16 protein-coding genes are annotated in these 16,301 nt (G+C 35.0%); all 16 read left to right on the top strand.

Annotated elements, in window-relative coordinates:
* Positions 1–235 precede the first annotated feature (235 nt).
* Positions 236–1,588, top strand: coding sequence for a branched-chain amino acid transport system II carrier protein (brnQ, locus tag A6B45_RS06925; protein WP_072613927.1), 1,353 nt, complete (start codon positions 236–238; stop codon positions 1,586–1,588).
* 153 nt (positions 1,589–1,741) lie between these two features.
* Positions 1,742–2,371 carry a uracil phosphoribosyltransferase gene (upp, locus tag A6B45_RS06920; RefSeq protein ID WP_002815112.1) on the top strand — a complete coding sequence of 210 codons (630 nt, stop codon included), beginning with the start codon at positions 1,742–1,744 and terminating at the stop codon, positions 2,369–2,371.
* Positions 2,372–2,498: 127 nt separating this feature from the next.
* Positions 2,499–3,461: an LCP family protein gene (locus tag A6B45_RS06915; RefSeq protein WP_072613926.1), complete on the top strand. Its 963-nt coding sequence runs from the start codon at positions 2,499–2,501 to the stop codon at positions 3,459–3,461.
* Positions 3,462–3,576: 115 nt separating this feature from the next.
* Positions 3,577–4,365 (top strand): type I methionyl aminopeptidase, encoded by a 789-nt coding sequence (gene map, locus A6B45_RS06910; protein ID WP_072613925.1) that lies wholly within the window; start codon positions 3,577–3,579, stop codon positions 4,363–4,365.
* A 101-nt stretch (positions 4,366–4,466) separates the two neighbouring features.
* Positions 4,467–5,237 (top strand): tyrosine-protein phosphatase, encoded by a 771-nt coding sequence (locus tag A6B45_RS06905; protein ID WP_072613924.1) that lies wholly within the window; start codon positions 4,467–4,469, stop codon positions 5,235–5,237.
* Between the two features lie 22 nt (positions 5,238–5,259).
* Entirely contained in the window at positions 5,260–6,153 is an 894-nt protein-coding gene (locus A6B45_RS06900) for a YveK family protein (RefSeq protein WP_072613923.1), read from the top strand.
* A 16-nt stretch (positions 6,154–6,169) separates the two neighbouring features.
* Positions 6,170–6,934 (top strand): CpsD/CapB family tyrosine-protein kinase, encoded by a 765-nt coding sequence (locus A6B45_RS06895; RefSeq protein ID WP_072613922.1) that lies wholly within the window; start codon positions 6,170–6,172, stop codon positions 6,932–6,934.
* Positions 6,935–6,969: 35 nt separating this feature from the next.
* Positions 6,970–7,608 (top strand): sugar transferase, encoded by a 639-nt coding sequence (locus A6B45_RS06890; RefSeq protein WP_072613921.1) that lies wholly within the window; start codon positions 6,970–6,972, stop codon positions 7,606–7,608.
* A gap of 57 nt (positions 7,609–7,665) precedes the next feature.
* A complete protein-coding gene (locus A6B45_RS06885; RefSeq protein ID WP_072613920.1) occupies positions 7,666–8,445 on the top strand; it encodes a glycosyltransferase family 2 protein in 780 nt (259 codons plus the stop codon).
* The gene (locus tag A6B45_RS06880; protein ID WP_072613919.1) at positions 8,439–9,353 is read left to right on the top strand and encodes a glycosyltransferase family 2 protein; all 915 of its coding nucleotides are present in this window, start codon (positions 8,439–8,441) and stop codon (positions 9,351–9,353) included. Before A6B45_RS06885 ends, A6B45_RS06880 begins: the two co-directional genes overlap by 7 nt.
* The gene (locus A6B45_RS06875; protein WP_072613918.1) at positions 9,353–10,315 is read left to right on the top strand and encodes a glycosyltransferase; all 963 of its coding nucleotides are present in this window, start codon (positions 9,353–9,355) and stop codon (positions 10,313–10,315) included. The genes A6B45_RS06880 and A6B45_RS06875 overlap by 1 nt, the downstream gene beginning before the upstream one ends.
* Positions 10,316–10,347: 32 nt before the next feature.
* Positions 10,348–11,283 (top strand): glycosyltransferase family 2 protein, encoded by a 936-nt coding sequence (locus A6B45_RS06870; protein ID WP_072613917.1) that lies wholly within the window; start codon positions 10,348–10,350, stop codon positions 11,281–11,283.
* The gene (locus A6B45_RS06865) at positions 11,284–12,363 is read left to right on the top strand and encodes an EpsG family protein (RefSeq protein ID WP_072613916.1); all 1,080 of its coding nucleotides are present in this window, start codon (positions 11,284–11,286) and stop codon (positions 12,361–12,363) included.
* A gap of 24 nt (positions 12,364–12,387) precedes the next feature.
* Positions 12,388–13,293, top strand: coding sequence for a glycosyltransferase (locus A6B45_RS06860; protein WP_072613915.1), 906 nt, complete (start codon positions 12,388–12,390; stop codon positions 13,291–13,293).
* The gene (locus tag A6B45_RS06855; RefSeq protein WP_072613914.1) at positions 13,277–14,707 is read left to right on the top strand and encodes a lipopolysaccharide biosynthesis protein; all 1,431 of its coding nucleotides are present in this window, start codon (positions 13,277–13,279) and stop codon (positions 14,705–14,707) included. The genes A6B45_RS06860 and A6B45_RS06855 overlap by 17 nt, the downstream gene beginning before the upstream one ends.
* A 298-nt stretch (positions 14,708–15,005) precedes the next feature.
* On the top strand, positions 15,006–16,172 hold the full coding sequence (locus A6B45_RS06850; RefSeq protein ID WP_072613913.1) for a nucleotide sugar dehydrogenase: 1,167 nt from the start codon (positions 15,006–15,008) through the stop codon (positions 16,170–16,172).
* Positions 16,173–16,301 lie beyond the last annotated feature (129 nt).

Below are 16,301 nucleotides of genomic sequence, written 5' to 3'. Positions count from 1 at the left end.
TATTATCAGCATTATTATCATTAGATAGTGATAAGTGCTGAAATTTTTTAGTGCCTATCACAGCATAACGTGATAGGTAGCTGATTGATATTGTTCAAGAGACGAGCTACTAGAATCATAGTAACTCGTCTTTTTTATTTTCTTAATAAAATAAAGGAGAAAATGACAGTGTTGCCATTAAAAGTATAGCTTGTTTAGCTATAGAAAATAAAATGTAAGATATAGGAGAATAATAATGGTTGAGAAGAAATTGACATGGAAACAATTAGTTTTAGTGGCATCACTCATATTTGGGATGTTTTTTGGGGCAGGAAATTTGATTTTTCCAATCCAATTGGGACAATTATCAGGCGGTAATTGGTTACCAGCGACAATCGGTTTCTTGATTACCGGAACGGTCGTGCCGTTTTTGGCAATGATGGCGGTGAGCTTAACAAACAGTCAAAGCGTTTATGATATTGCTAAACCAGTAGCACCTTGGTTTGGTACGGTTTTCTTGGTAGCTATTCATTTGACGATTGGTCCATTTTTTGGGACACCACGTACAGCAGCGACAGCTTTTTCAATGGGTATTGCACCCTTTGTACCACTTAAATATCAAGGTGTGGTGATGTTTGTATTTTCCGCTGTGTTCTTTGGCTTAGCTTACTTCCTAACTGTCAAGGAGTCGGGATTATTGAAATGGGTCGGGAAATATCTTAATCCACTTTTCTTAGGTTTGTTACTTGTGGTACTTGTTTTGTCATTAGTTTTGCCAATGGGTGATACACATCAAGCGGTGTCTGCTGCTTATCAAAGCAATGCAGCATTCCAAGGTATTTTGGACGGTTACAATACTATGGACGGTATTGCGCTGTTAGCTTTAGCGGTATCAGTTGTGTACGCAGTTAGAGGATTAGGCTTTCAAAAGCAACAAGTATCTAAGGTATTGGCAAAGGCTGGTTTGTTAAGTATCCTAGCTGAAGCGGTATTATATGCGGTATTGGTTTTGGTTGGTACTACTAGCTTAGGTTTGTTTAAAGCTTCTGATAATGGTGGTGCTGCTTTCGCTCAAATTGTTAGCCACTATATGGGCAACTTTGGGACGGCGCTGACAGGGGTAATCGTGACACTAGCTGTATTTACGACAGCAATGGGGCTGTTTGTATCATTTGCGCAAGACTTGCACCGTGTATTTCCAAAAGTGAGTTACCTATGGTGGCTACGTGTTATTGCATTTGGATCATTCGTCACAGCTAATGCTGGGTTGACGAACATTGTTGCTTGGTCAGTGCCTGTATTGATGTTGCTGTACCCATTTGCCTTGGTCTTAATCCTATTATCGCTTTTTAGTAAGTATTTCAAAAAATCTTCAGTAGTTTATCGCTTTGTGGTTGCTTCTGTTACTATACCAGCATTCCTTGATGCCTTGGCTAGCTCACCATTGGCTACAACAAGCCACGTCCAAAGTTTAGTTAATGGTTATCACCACTTTGTACCGTTTGCGGCTCTTGGATTTGGTTGGGTTGTGCCGGCAGTTGTTGGTGCGGTTCTTGGTGTGGGTGGCTATTTGTTAACCAATAGCAAGCGGGTTACAGTTCTGGATTAAAATTGATTTGTTATTAGTATCAGTTTAAATTATGAGAAAATTAGCCTTGACGTCAATTTTTTTGGTATACTTTTATATAGCAAAATGAATTGGAAGGAAAGGTGTTCACGGCTTCACTAAAAACTAGTGAAGTGGTGTGCATTCGAAAATATCATGGGAAAATTTGTTGTAATGGATCATCCTTTGATCCAACATAAACTTACAATGATTCGTAATAAGAATGTTGGGACCAAAGATTTTCGTGCATTAGTTGATGAAATTGCGATGCTAATGACGTATGAAGCAAGTCGTGATCTTCAATTGGAAGACGTTGAAGTGGAGACACCAGTTACTAAGACGATCAAAAAACAACTTGCTGGTAAAAAGCTTGCTGTTGTACCAATCTTACGTGCCGGATTAGGTATGGTTGATGGTATCGTGCAACTAATTCCAGCGGCTAAAATTGGGCATATTGGTATGTATCGTGATGAAGAAACGCTTGAACCAGTTGAGTATTTCATCAAGTTACCAGAAGATATTGACCAACGTGACGTCTTGTTAGTTGATCCAATGTTGGCCACTGGTGGATCAGCAAAAGATGCCATTTCAGCATTAAAGAAGCGTGGTGCAAAGCACATTAAGTTGATCACACTTGTTTCGGCACCGGAAGGTGTTAAAGCAGTGCAAGAAGCCCATCCAGATGTTGACCTTTATACGGGTTCTCTTGATGAAGGCTTGAACGAACATGGTTACATCGTTCCAGGACTTGGCGATGCCGGTGATCGTTTGTTTGGTACAATGTAAATTAACAGCATCGTCTGTAAAGACGGGCTTTTTTTATTGGTTTCGTGACGGAACCTAAGCAAATGGCAAGCTATTATGATACAATAAACAGCGATTATGTAACAAAGCTAAAAGGAGTAATTTAATTATGAAACGACGGTCTCAGATTCGTCCTAAAAAGCATCATAGAGTACGCAATACTATTCTGACAATTATCGGACTATTGTTTGTTGTTGGAATTGGTTTAGGTGCATACGCTTATACTAAGGTTAATAACACAATTACTAAGATGCAAAAGACGTCAACAACGACAAAGTCTGCTGATAAAATTACGAATAGTAAAAAGCCAGTTTCATACCTTCTTTTAGGAACCGATACAGGCGAGCTTGGCCGCTCGTATAAAGGGCGTACGGATACCATGATTGTTATGACAATCAATCCTAAAACCAAAACAACTACGATGACATCAATTCCGCGTGATACATTGGTAACAGTTAGCGGACAACAAATGAAAATCAATGCTGCTTATGCTTATGGTTCGGCTGCTTCAGCAACAAAGGCTGTCGAAGACTTGCTCGATATTGACATCAATGGTGGTTATATATTGATTAACATGGGTGGTTTAGTTAAAATGGTCGATGCAGTGGGCGGTGTTGACGTGACATCACCACTCACATTCACAACTGAAGGTGATGACACGCAAGCCGACTCTAAGAACCAGTATTCATTCGTAGAAGGTAAAACGTATCATATGGATGGCGAGGAAGCCTTAGCCTTTGCACGTATGCGACACGAAGACCCTAATGGTGATTACGGTCGTCAAATGCGTCAACAATTGGTCATCAAAGCCATTTTGAAGAATTCAGCCCAAGTTGGTACCGTGTTCAATGATTCTTTCTTGACCACCGTCTCTAACAACGTGCAAACTGATGTTTCAACCAAGTCCATGAAAAACTTGGCGTTGAGCTATCGTGATGCATTTGGTACGGTCAAGCAGGACCAGTTAAAAGGTACCACGCAAAGTATTTCTGGATTGGGATCAACAGAAGTTATGAGTCAAACCGAAATTGATCGTGTTCATAAGGCAATTACAGCCCAGATGGCACAATAAAAGTTAAGTAAATTTTAGGATTGTCCTTGAAAACTCTTCGCAGTTTTCGGGGACTTTTTATTTGGCAACATTATATGTATAATGAAATAGATATTGAAAATGAAAGAAGTAACTAATGATACAGTTAAAATCACCTAGAGAAATTGAAGCTATGCGGCAATCTGGTGCTATCATTGCTGGTATGCACCATATGTTGCGTGATCTTATTGAACCAGGTATTGATACATGGGAAATTGAAACAAAGTCACGGGAGTATATCGAAAGCCATGGTGGCGTACCTTTGCAGATTGGCTTTGAAGGATTTAAGTATGCTACGACCATCAGTATTAATGATGAAGTGGCGCATGGTCTGCCACGTAAGGGGCTAAAGCTGAAGAACGGTGATTTGGTGAAGGTCGACACAGTGGTTGGCCTGAATGGCGCCGTATCTGATTCAGCATGGTCTTATGCTGTTGGCGAGGTAACACCAGAGGTTCAAAAGCTGATGGATGTAACCAAAAAAGCGATGTATTTGGGTATTGATCAAGCGATTGTTGGGAATCGCGTTGGCGATATTGGAAATGCCATTGAGCAATACACTGAAGTTGAACACCATTACGGGGATGTGCGTGAATATATCGGGCATGGTGTTGGACCAACAATGCATGAAGAACCAAATGTACCGCATTATGGTAAACCAGGTCATGGTGTGCGTTTGCGTGAGGGGATGGTCATTACCATCGAGCCAATGATTAACTTAGGTGGCTGGAAGGTTGAAACTGACCATACAGAAGCTGATGGCTGGACAGTACGAACAGCAGACGGTTCATGGTCGGCACAATACGAACACACATTAGCGATTACGAAAGACGGTCCGAAGATTTTGACAAGTCAGGATCCGGAGCATGATAAACGTTACTCATAATTGTCATTTTTATGTAATGTTTTGTATGCTACAGTTGAATAACGGGGATTGGGGATTTTGCTCTTTTTGCGGGCAATCCCTTTTTATTATGGGAGAAAAATATGCTGATAGATTTACATAGTCACTTATTACCAAACATAGATGATGGTTCCAAGTCTCTGCGGGCTTCTATACGTATGGCCAAGGAAGCTGTAGATGGTGGAATTAAGGCTGCTTTAATGACGCCTCATCATATGAATGGCCAGTACGTGAACCATAAAGATGATGTCATCAGACTAACATCAGAATTCCAAAAGCACTTAGATAAGAATGATATTGGACTCCAAGTATTTCCTTCGCAGGAGGTACGTATCAATGGCGGCTTATTGCAGGCTTTGGATGATGATGATATTTTGTTTGCTGATGAAAGTAACCGCTATCTTCTACTGGAGTTTCCAGATGATGATGTTCCTACATATAGCAAAGATATGATTTTTCAAATCATGCAGCGTGGTATTACTGTAGAAATTGCTCATCCTGAGCGAAATACTAAAATAATGTCTACACCAAGTATTTTGTTTGATTTGATTGAATCAGGTGCGGTGGCGCAGGTGACAGCAAGCTCCTATGTAGGTACCTTTGGTAAAAAAGTTGAGAAGTTTGCCGAAGAAATTATTAAGCATAACTTGGCTCATGTTTTTGTTTCTGATGCGCATGACTTGCCGAATCGTGATTATGAGATGGCTGAGGCCATGGCAAAATTAGAGAAACAACTGGGACGGGACTATCAAGAATTGTTTGAGACTAACGCTGAAGCAATTCTTGATGGTGATAATGTCACAAGCTTGGTTCCAGAACCAATTGTTAAACGTAAGTTTTTTAGTAAATTTTAAAGAATAGAGAGATTAATGAACTATGAATAATGTTCTTGAACTACGTCAATTATGGCAGATTATTCGAAAACACTTCCTTTCAATTGTTGTGATGGCAATCATTGGTGCAGCTGCTGGGTTTGGCATTGCTAAGTTTGTTATTGCACCCACCTACAGTGCATCAACAAGCATGTTGGTTAACCGATCGGCTGATGACACGAGTACCGCCACTGCTAACTTGTCGGATCAACAGGCTGACGTGCAGTTGATTAATACATATAAGAATTTGATTATTTCTAGTAACGTGCTAGGAGCAGTATCAAAAGAATTAAAAAATCCAGCACCAATTGTTGTACAAGAAGCAAAAGATGCTGTGTATGAAACATTAGCTGACGGGACACGCCGATTGGTAACACCAGCTAAGAAAAAAATTACAAAGCCTTCAACGAAGACAAAATACAATCTAAGCGTTGAAGAACTAAAAAGCATGATTTCAATCAGTAACCAAACCAATTCGCAAGTTTTTTCAATTAATGTCAAAGCCAAAAATCCTAAGTTAGCTGCTGATGTGGCCAATGAAGTTGCCGATGCGTTTAAAGATAAGATTGGTGGCTTTATGAAGATTAATAACGTTTCGATCATTGATTCTGCGAAGGCAAATAAACAACCAGTTGCACCAAATGTTAAGTTATTTACTTTGGCTGGTTTTGTTGTACTTGGTGGATTAACATTTTTGTATATGCTTGTTAAAGAATTATCTGATACAACCATTAAGTCGCCGGATGAGATTTCAGAAGCGTTTGGTATGACGAACCTTGGTATCATTGGTCATGTTAAGCCAATTAAGCACTTCAGTATGTCACCCAAGGTAGAAATTGCTAAGCCAGAGAATCATAAAACACCACGGTCACGTTTGAGCCGTTTGGATCGCGATTAAAAATTAGGAGAGCAGAATGAGTTTTTTTAATAAAGGACGAGCTGTTGGTAAAGATGGTCTGTCTGTTGAGACAATGACCAAAGGCGCTCGCTTAATTACCGCAGCAGAACCAAAAAATCCTGTGTCAGAACAGTTCCGTACCTTACGTACGAATATCGAATTCGCCTCAGTGGCGAAAGGTGAGATCAAAACGCTATTGATTTCTTCGGCACTACCTTCAGAAGGTAAATCAACGGTGACGGCTAACCTAGCTGTTGCTTACGCGCAACAAGGTAAAAAAGTCTTGCTAGTCGATGCCGACTTGCGCCGTCCTACGGTGGCTGTGACATTTGGATTAAATAAAAACGCCAGCGGACTAACGAATTATCTTGGCGATTCAGAGAAAGAGGTTGGGTCAATTATTCATCGCACCTCAATGGATAATCTCAACGTCATGCCATCAGGGCCAATACCACCTAATCCAGCGGAACTCTTGGGATCAGGTCGTATGACGAACTTAATTAGCCAGTTGAAAACACACTACGACATAATCATATTTGATGTTCCGCCATTCTTGATGGTTACAGATGCACAAGTATTGATGACAAAAATGGATGGTGTGGCCATTGTTGTTAATGGTGGGAAAACAAATAGAGGTGCCATACAGCGAACACACGAAATTTTGAAGATTGCTGAAGCACCGGTACTTGGATTTATTTATAATGACCAGCAACGTAGAAAGAAGGGGGGTGCTGGTTACGGCTATGGATATGGTTACGGCTATGGGGAAACTAAGGTTTAAGCGATAATCATATATTGGGAGATGGGAGAGAACTATTGGTTTATAGAAAAGTTGTTAAACGATTGCTTGATTTGTTGCTTGCAATACCCATGTTAATCATTTTATTAATTCCATTAATCGTTGTTGGAATTATTATTAAACTGACTTCGGAAGGCCCCGTTTTATTTATTCAGGAACGTTACGGTAGAAATTCGAAGCCTTTTGCATTATATAAATTTCGTTCAATGACTAACAAAGCACCAGTAAAAGCAAATTCAGATTTTGAAGACATTACAAGTTATGTGACACCGTTTGGTATGCTTATTCGAAAAACATCAGTAGATGAATTACCACAGTTATGGAATATTATTAAGGGTGATATGAGCTTTATCGGACCTCGTCCACTGGCTAGGACTGATGAAAAGGTATTGTCTTTGCGAAAGCAGAACGGTGCCGATCAAGTATTACCAGGTATTTCAGGATTAGCACAAGTTAACGGGCGAAATAATCTTTCTGATGAAGATAAGGCAACTTATGATGCAAAGTACGCTGCACACCTGAGTTTTAGAGTAGATATGTTGTTGACTGTGGAAACGTTTGTTTCTGTTTTGAAGCGTGACGGTGTGTTTAAAGAAACAGTAATAGATGACAAGAAAGCAGATAATGGAGTAGTTAAAAATGGAAAAGAGTTATAAATGTATCTCAGAGTTTGGTTTTTAATTATCTAATTAAGAAGTAGGAGACCATGGCAATTGGAACACAACGTTTCTTTATCATTCACGATTGTGACTTATAACAATCAGGATAAAATCAAAAATACAATACTTTCAATAATTACAGCAGTAGACGATGTTTTTCCATATAAAATATACATAGTAGATAACGAATCCACGGATAAAACTCTGGAAATTGTAAAATGTATAAAGCACAAGTCAATAGAGATAGTTGCTTCTGAAAATAGGGGATTTGGATTTGGACATAATGTTGTTTTAAATAGACTTCAATCAACATATCATTTTATTGTTAATCCTGACATACAGATTAAGAATAGTCAATCTCTACAAATTATGATTAATTATATGAATGAAAATCCAAATGTTGGGTTACTGTCGCCACTAATTTTGAATGAAGATGGTAGTATCCAATATTTATTTAGAAATCAACCTACTGTATTAGATGCTGCAATTCGCTTCGCTGGTAAAAAGATATTGCGAAAACGTCAAGAGAAATTCATCAACTTAGAATCAGGGTACAATCACATTTTGCCTATCGAAAATGCTTCAGGTTCCTTTATGCTTGTTAGAACTGATATTTTTAAAGCAGTAGGGGGATTTGATGAACGCTACTTTATGTATTATGAAGATACTGATTTGACTAGAAAAATAAACGAAATTTCTTCTGCCATGTTTGTTCCCACAGCAAGTGTTATACATAGTTGGGAAAGAGCAAATGGACGAGATATAAGGTACATCTGGATAATGCTGCAGAGTTTGTATAAATACATGCATAAGTGGGGATGGACATTATGGTAAAAAATATCACATGGTCAATAGTTGTAACTTTTAATCCTGTGATATTAGATTTAGAAAGACTAATATCAAAATTGGTTTTACAACAAAGTAGTGTCGTTTTGGTAAATAATGGAGAACCTAATTCAAAGTTAGAAGCTCTAACTTCAGATAAAATTTTTGTAATTCAATTATCAACTAACCAAGGGATTGCTAAGGCTCAAAATGAAGGCATCATTTTTGCGAAAAAAAATGGTGCTAATGGAGTATTTTTGTTTGACCAAGACTCTCAAATTCCAGATAAATATATAAAAACTATGACAGACACTAAAATCGCCGAAAGATTTGGTATGTTAGTTCCCAGAGTCTTAGATTTAAATACAAAACGTTATTTGGAACCAAGAACGTATCAGCGTCAAAATAACAGAATTGACGTTGACTTTCCAAGAGGAAAAACTACAGTAGAAAGATTTAGAAGAGCTGCTAAACCAATTGCCTCTGGAAGTTATATATTGATGGAAGCTTTGGAATCTGTTGGGGGGATGCGAGAAGATTTTTTTATTGATGCTGTTGATACGGATTTTAGTTTTCGATTAATTGAGAGAGGATATGAAATTGTTCAATTAAATAACGTTGTTTTGGAGCATAGAGTAGGAAATAAAACACGCAAAAAGATAGCTGGAAAAAATTTTTTTCTATCTAATCATAGTGCGAGTCGACGTTACTATATTGGACGAAACAATATCTGGTTATTAAAAATTCATCGTAAAAAAATAAAAGGTATTCATAAGGATGTTTTTATTACCCTTGGATCACAATTACTCTATTCAATATTTGAAGAACATTCTTTTGGTAAAATTGCTCATTTTTTTTATGGAATAATTTCAGGAATTGTATTAAGACCAAATAAAAGCATACGGGAGATTAATTAATGAAAAAAGTAGTCGTCTTGATGTCAGCGTACAATGGAGAGAAATACATTGAGGAGCAAATTAATTCCATTTTGTGTCAGAGAGGAATGAATACATTATTTGATTTATCGATACTTGTGAGGGATGATGGTTCAACGGATGGTACAGAAAATATTTTAAATAAGTTATCTGCTAATAACAATGTCGTTATTTTAAATAAAGTAACCGATAATCTAGGTGTGAAAAAATCATTTTTTTATCTACTAAATAGCGCTCCAGAAGCAGACCTTTATTTTTTTAGTGATCAGGATGATATATGGCCTCAAAATAAAGTAGAACGTTTTTTTGCACATTATGATTCATTAAAAAAAACCGATCAAAATAAGGCAGTTGGATTATACTCAGATTTATGGATAGCTGATGAATTTGGAATATCCACAAATGTTAAAATGTCAGAAATGTATGATTGGTCGAGAAATGCTGATTATCAATACCTCTCTTGGAATTATCGTGTTACAGGTGCTGCTTTTGCCATAAATATCAATACTAAGAATATACTGTCAAATCTGACAGAAAGTGTCATTGATAAAATTAACATGCATGACTCATTTATTGGCTTAATAATTTCTACAACGGGGAAATTAATTGAAATAGACGAACCATTACTATACTATAGACAACATGAAAATAATGTAGTGGGGGCTTCTCACTCTAGTAAAAGTATTTTACAGAGGATTAGGTTATTATTATCGACCGTAGAGCGATTAGAAAATGACAGCCTACTGCTTTTAAAGTGGATTGATGAAGAACATCCAGAGCTCAATGATGAAGGTGGTCCAAGGTATTATTTTGATCACTTCAAAACGCTGAAGTATTCAAGAAACCTAATAAAGCGCGTATTAGCTTGGAAGTACTTGGCCCCCAATATAACATTAAATAAGATTAGGGTTGTTTCTTTTATTAAGGCAGTGGGAAGAATGTAACTTAATAAGCATTCTTTAAGGAGAAAATATTAATGAATGATAAAAATGATTTAAGAATAGTGAAACATCGTTCATCGGCATCAGAGTTCAATATTCGAGCAATAGCCAAACATTATATTTTATTAATTAAAAATTTTTCAGTATTACGAAAAATAATTACTACCGGTCAAAGGAAATATTTTTTAAGTGCGGCAATAATCATAAAAAATGAGAGAGAGTACATTCAAGAATGGATTGAATATCATTTATTAATTGGTGTAGAACATTTCTATATATTCGATAATGAATCAACAGATGATGTTTTGGAAGTCTTACAACCTTATATTGATAAAGGGATAGTTAGCTACGTCTACGTAAAGGGGGCGAAGAAACAAATACCAGCTTATATTTCTACTATGGTAAATCACTATAAGGATACAAATTGGTTAGCAATTTTAGATGCTGACGAATTTTTAGTATCAGTTGGCGAAGAGAATATAAAGGATTTTTTGAAAAAGACATCTTTTTTTACCTCTCAATTGTTATTAGGGTGGATGGTTTTTGGATCTTCGGGTAAAAAACATCGAGAACCAGGTCTTGTTCTTGAAAGATTTAAGTGGCATGCTAGTGATGATTTTATTGCGGACTATAAACCAATTGTTCGACCTGAAAGATATCTTCGTATGAAAATACCTCATTGGGTAGATGTATTAGGCAAGACAATTGATGAGAATCGTGAAAGAATATGGGATTATCCCAGTACCGATTTCTTTTCAGCGACCCCCGCTCCTAAGCAGAAATTTAGAATAAACCACTATTATTCGAAGAGCTTAGAGGAGTTTAAGCAGAAAAGTGCCAGAGGAAGACATATTAAAGAAAAAGCTCCTAGGAATATTGCGGATTTTAGAAAACATGATCAAAACAAAGAAAAGGATAGCTTAGTAGATAAAGAAATAAATGAACTGAAGAAAATGTTGAGGTCTAGATAATTGCTATATATTATAAATATTGGACTGCTTCTTCTTTTTAATTTTGTTAAAGAAAGAAAATTATGGATATCTATACCTATAGTTATAATTCTTATTTATTTGGGTGGGAATCCTGACCCCGCCACAACTGTAGACTATCAAGCATATGAGACTGAATATAATAATAGATACCTAGGGTATGTTTCGCGCTTTGAGTGGCTCTATCAGTATTTTGCAAACGTAGCAGTAAAATTTAATCTAACGTACGTTCAATTTAGATTCATTCTAATTTTTTGCACTTTTATTATTTTGTTTATTGCTATTAGAAGACTAACAACCAATGATAAGTTCTTTTGGTTACTATTTGCGCTATTTCCTTTTTTTGTAGAAACGGTTCAGGTGAGATCGTTCACTATGATGGCCTTAGTGTTATTGGCAGTATCGTTTCTAAAGACAAATAATATTAAGAGCTATGTATTATCCTGTATGTTAATTTATTTAGGAACAGGATTCCATACAAGTGGCTATATCTTTTTCTTAATTTTGCCAATTCATTTTATGCTTTCCAACAGATGGAATGTTAGTAGGTTAAAGTGGTGTTCTTTAATATTTTTAATTGTTAGTTTTATCGTTGCACTTTCTTCGATGGCTGGTATTATGGGTAGTCTAACTACTCTGATTCAATCTATTTCTGATAATGAAGAAGTTGCTAATAATGTGACAACTATTTACTTTAACGGAGTATCTATATCTTCGATGCTTCTAGTCTTGAGCTTTCTAAGCTTTTTTCTATTAGTATTCCATATCACAAAAAAATCTCAAGTAATTTTGGATGGTAATATGCGCGTACTTTTCAGTTATACATGTGTTACCTTAATTGGTATGCCATTAGTGATGATTAGTTCCCAATATGATCGTATTTTAAGAGAAGGTATAGTTGGTATGTTGATAATTCTATCAATAGTGTTTGTAGATAAAAATTACCTGAAGAAATATATTTTTCCAACGTTTGCTGTATATTTCATAGCTATGTTTATCTTCATGGGTGGATATAGATTAAGTTCAGGATTTTTGAATATGATTCATTATATAGGTCTTTAATTAAATAATGGAGAAAGTGAATGTATGATTTTAGAAAAATTAGGCATAGTAGTATTAAATTATAATAACTACGAAGTAACAATTGAGTGTTTAGAGTATATTTTGAAGCAATCAGTCAAGGTGCCTATTGTGATTGTTGATAATGGTTCAACCAATAACTCAGCTCAGATATTATCAAAGCAATTTATGAATTCTTCCAATGTTTATATCATTCAATCTAAAGTAAATGTCGGATTTTCTCGAGGAAATAATATTGGTATTAAATTTTTAAGAGATCAAAATTGTGCTAATATTCTTGTGCTAAATAGTGATGTGTTTTTGGAAGATTCTAATTATATTTTCGATTTAACTAAGTATATATTACCAAATGATGTGGCTGTTGTCGGAACTGCTATTTTAGATAAAAAAGGTATGAATCAAAATCCAACGTCTGGAAATACTCAAACTTTACATTTATATCTATTGTTATTAAATTTATGGCGTTTGAAGTTGGGGCTCTCTAGTTTTGGATTTTTTTCTAAAATGAAGAAAAAAATACATCGCTCGTCGAATCCCAAAATTGAAACAAAGAATAGTAAAACTTCTACTCAAACTTTAGATAACTCTCATTACCTTCATGGCTCATCTTTTATTTTAACAGAGGAATTTTTCAAACATTTTGAAGGTTTATATAATAAAACCTTTTTGTATTTTGAAGAGCCTATACTCCATATAGGTGTAAAAAAGGCAGGATTGAAAATGTATTATATTAGCGAACTAAGTGTATTGCATTTAGAAGATCAATCTAGCAACACAACATTTCAACAGCATTCTAAGAAATGGATTAATTATTCGATTCATGGTGTGAAAGAACTTATATATGTTAAGAGAATACCGTTAAGTTTATTAAAATCATTTATGAAGGTAGAAAAAAATGAACCAATTAATTAAAAAAGGATTGGTATATACGTTTATTGGAAAATTTGGGAACATATTTATTATGTTGCTATTAGACATGATTTTATCTAGATTATTATCTCCTCGTGTATATGGAATTGTTGCAATACTAACTGTCTTTATAGTTTTTTTTCAGTTACTTTCTGATATGGGGTTAGGGCCTGCTATTATACAAAATAAGTTATTAAGTGCATATGATATTCAATTGTTGTTTAATTTTTCAATTTATGTCGCAATATCATTAGCTGTAGTGTTTGGTTTAATGGGAATACCATTACAGCAACAATATCATATTAAAAATATGTCTCATTATACTTGGATTTTATCTATAGCTGTATTTTTTTATGCAGCTATAATAGTGCCAAATGCCGTATTATCTAAAGGTAAAATGTTTAAAATTATGAATGTAAATTCTTTGTTAGCTACTACGTGCGGAGGGATGGTAGGGATTGTAATTGCATTGCAGGGAGGTGGTATTTATGCATTGTTAATAAATACTATTGTGACCTCTAGTATTTTATTCTTTCTAAATGTTAGTAGATCTTCTTTGAGATTTACTTTTTATATGAAAGCATCGCCAGTTCGGAAAGTTTTTCATTTTACTGTAAATCAACTGGGATTTAATATAGTTAATTATTTTTCACGTAACTTGGATGAATTACTAATTGGAAAATATCTAACGGCTAGTGATGTAGGAAGTTATAATAAATCATATCGGTTATTGATGTACCCTTCATCAATGCTTGGTGGAATTTTAAATCCTGTACTACTACCAATTATGTCAGATTATCAAGATGACGTACGTGCTATTAAAAACTTATATATAAAAGTACAGGGTATATTATCAGATTTTGTATTTCCATTATCAGTGTTTCTATCGTTTTCTGCAAGAAGCATCATTATAGTTCTGTATGGTAGCCAATGGATAAATGCAATCAGACCATTTGAAATCTTATCACTGTCGATTTGGGCACAGGTTTTGAACATTACAGCAGGTACAATATTTCAAGTGAGAAATATGACATCACGGCTTTTTATGACTGGAATAATATCTGCGGGGCTAATAGTGACAGCTATTGTGCTAGGAGTACTGCAGCATAGTATTGTCTCTATAGCCTTTTACTTAACCATAGCTTTTACACTAAATACAGTAATTGTTTTATACATGGTTATGAAAAGTGCTTTTGACGATTCATTACTGCCGATGCTGAAAAAAATATATATACCTATTTTGGCAGCTTCAGCTCTTTATATTCTATTTATGTTCTGTGATAAATATCTGAAAGTAAACAATTTAATATTGGATATAGTTATTCGGCTTTTGACAATGAGCCTATTTGTTATATTAAGTAGTATTTTAAATGGTAACTTCAAGTATTTGGTACGTATGCTTCTTAAGAAAAATTAAAAAAAACTTGGTTTGTGTTTTTTCACTACAAACGGTTAAAATTGTTAACTAATGTTGACGAAATTAAAAATAAATTGTTGATGAGTTGTTGCTCAATAGTAATATCTTCTGAAAAATTGGTGAATAAAATACTAAATTAAGAAGATCATAGAAAGATGATTATTAAAAACGTTAAAGAAGGTGAGTGAGATATTAAAAATATAATTTTATTATAATCATTTCGTGCTTTGAATTTTATTTTTGGCACACCAAAAATATTAAGAAGTACAACGTTTAATTTATATAAAAGGGAGAAAAAATGAAAATTGCAGTTGCAGGAACAGGATACGTTGGATTATCATTAGCTACTTTGTTATCGCAACATAATGAGGTCACTGCTGTTGATATTATCTCAGAAAAAGTAGACTTAATAAATAAAGGAATTTCTCCAATTCAAGACAAAGAAATTTCAGATTTTCTAGCTAACAAACAATTAGATTTAAAGGCAACAATCAACGGGAAAGAAGCCTATAGTACCGCAGATTTTATTGTTATAGCAACACCAACAAATTATGATACTGAGACTAATCATTTTGATACTAGTGCTGTTGAATCAGTTATCCAGGAAGTGCTTGAAACAAATCCACAGGCACTAATGATTGTTAAGTCAACAATTCCTGTAGGGTTCACATCTTTTGCTAAAGAAAAATATGGTACTGAAAATATTATTTTTTCTCCAGAATTTTTACGTGAAGGTAAGGCGCTTTATGATAACTTGCATCCTTCTCGAATTATTCTCGGTGAGGATTCTGAAAGAGCCCATCAGTTTGCTAATTTACTGGCTGAAGGTTCATATGAAGAAGATACACCACAGCTATTTGTTGATAGTTCTGAGGCTGAAGCCATTAAATTATTTGCAAATACTTACCTTGCTATGAGAGTTGCTTATTTTAATGAGCTAGATACCTATGCTGAAGTACGTGGGTTAAACAGTAAAAATATTATTGATGGTGTTGGACTTGATCCCAGAATTGGTAAGCATTATAATAATCCATCATTTGGTTATGGCGGATATTGCTTACCAAAAGATACAAGACAATTACTAGCTAATTTTGAAAATGTTCCAAATAACATTATTCAAGGCATTGTGGACTCAAACACAACTCGTAAGGACTTCGTCGCCAATCAGATTATTCAAAAAAATCCAACAAAAGTTGGTATTTATCGCTTAACAATGAAGGAAGGCAGTGATAATTTTCGTGCATCCTCTATTCAAGGTGTCATGAAGCGTATTAAGGCCAAAGGTATTGAAGTTCTTGTCTATGAACCAACATTAAAAGAAAAATCATTCTTCAATTCTAGAGTTATTTCTGATTTGGATACTTTTAAAAAAGAATCCGATATTATTGTGGCTAACCGTTGGGATGATAGTTTATTAGATGTTGAAGATAAAGTTTACACGAGAGATTTATACGAGAGAGATTAATGTCAACTAATGAAATACAATTGTTCAAAGATAGGTAGTCGAAATAAAATAAATTTTGGTTCTATAAGTAGGTATACTTAATAACGTAAATATAAAGCAATGTTATTAGCGTTGAGGCTATCATTCTTA

Source organism: Leuconostoc suionicum (genome assembly GCF_001891125.1).
Lineage (GTDB): Bacteria > Bacillota > Bacilli > Lactobacillales > Lactobacillaceae > Leuconostoc > Leuconostoc suionicum.
This window is presented reverse-complemented; position numbering and strand designations above follow the sequence as displayed.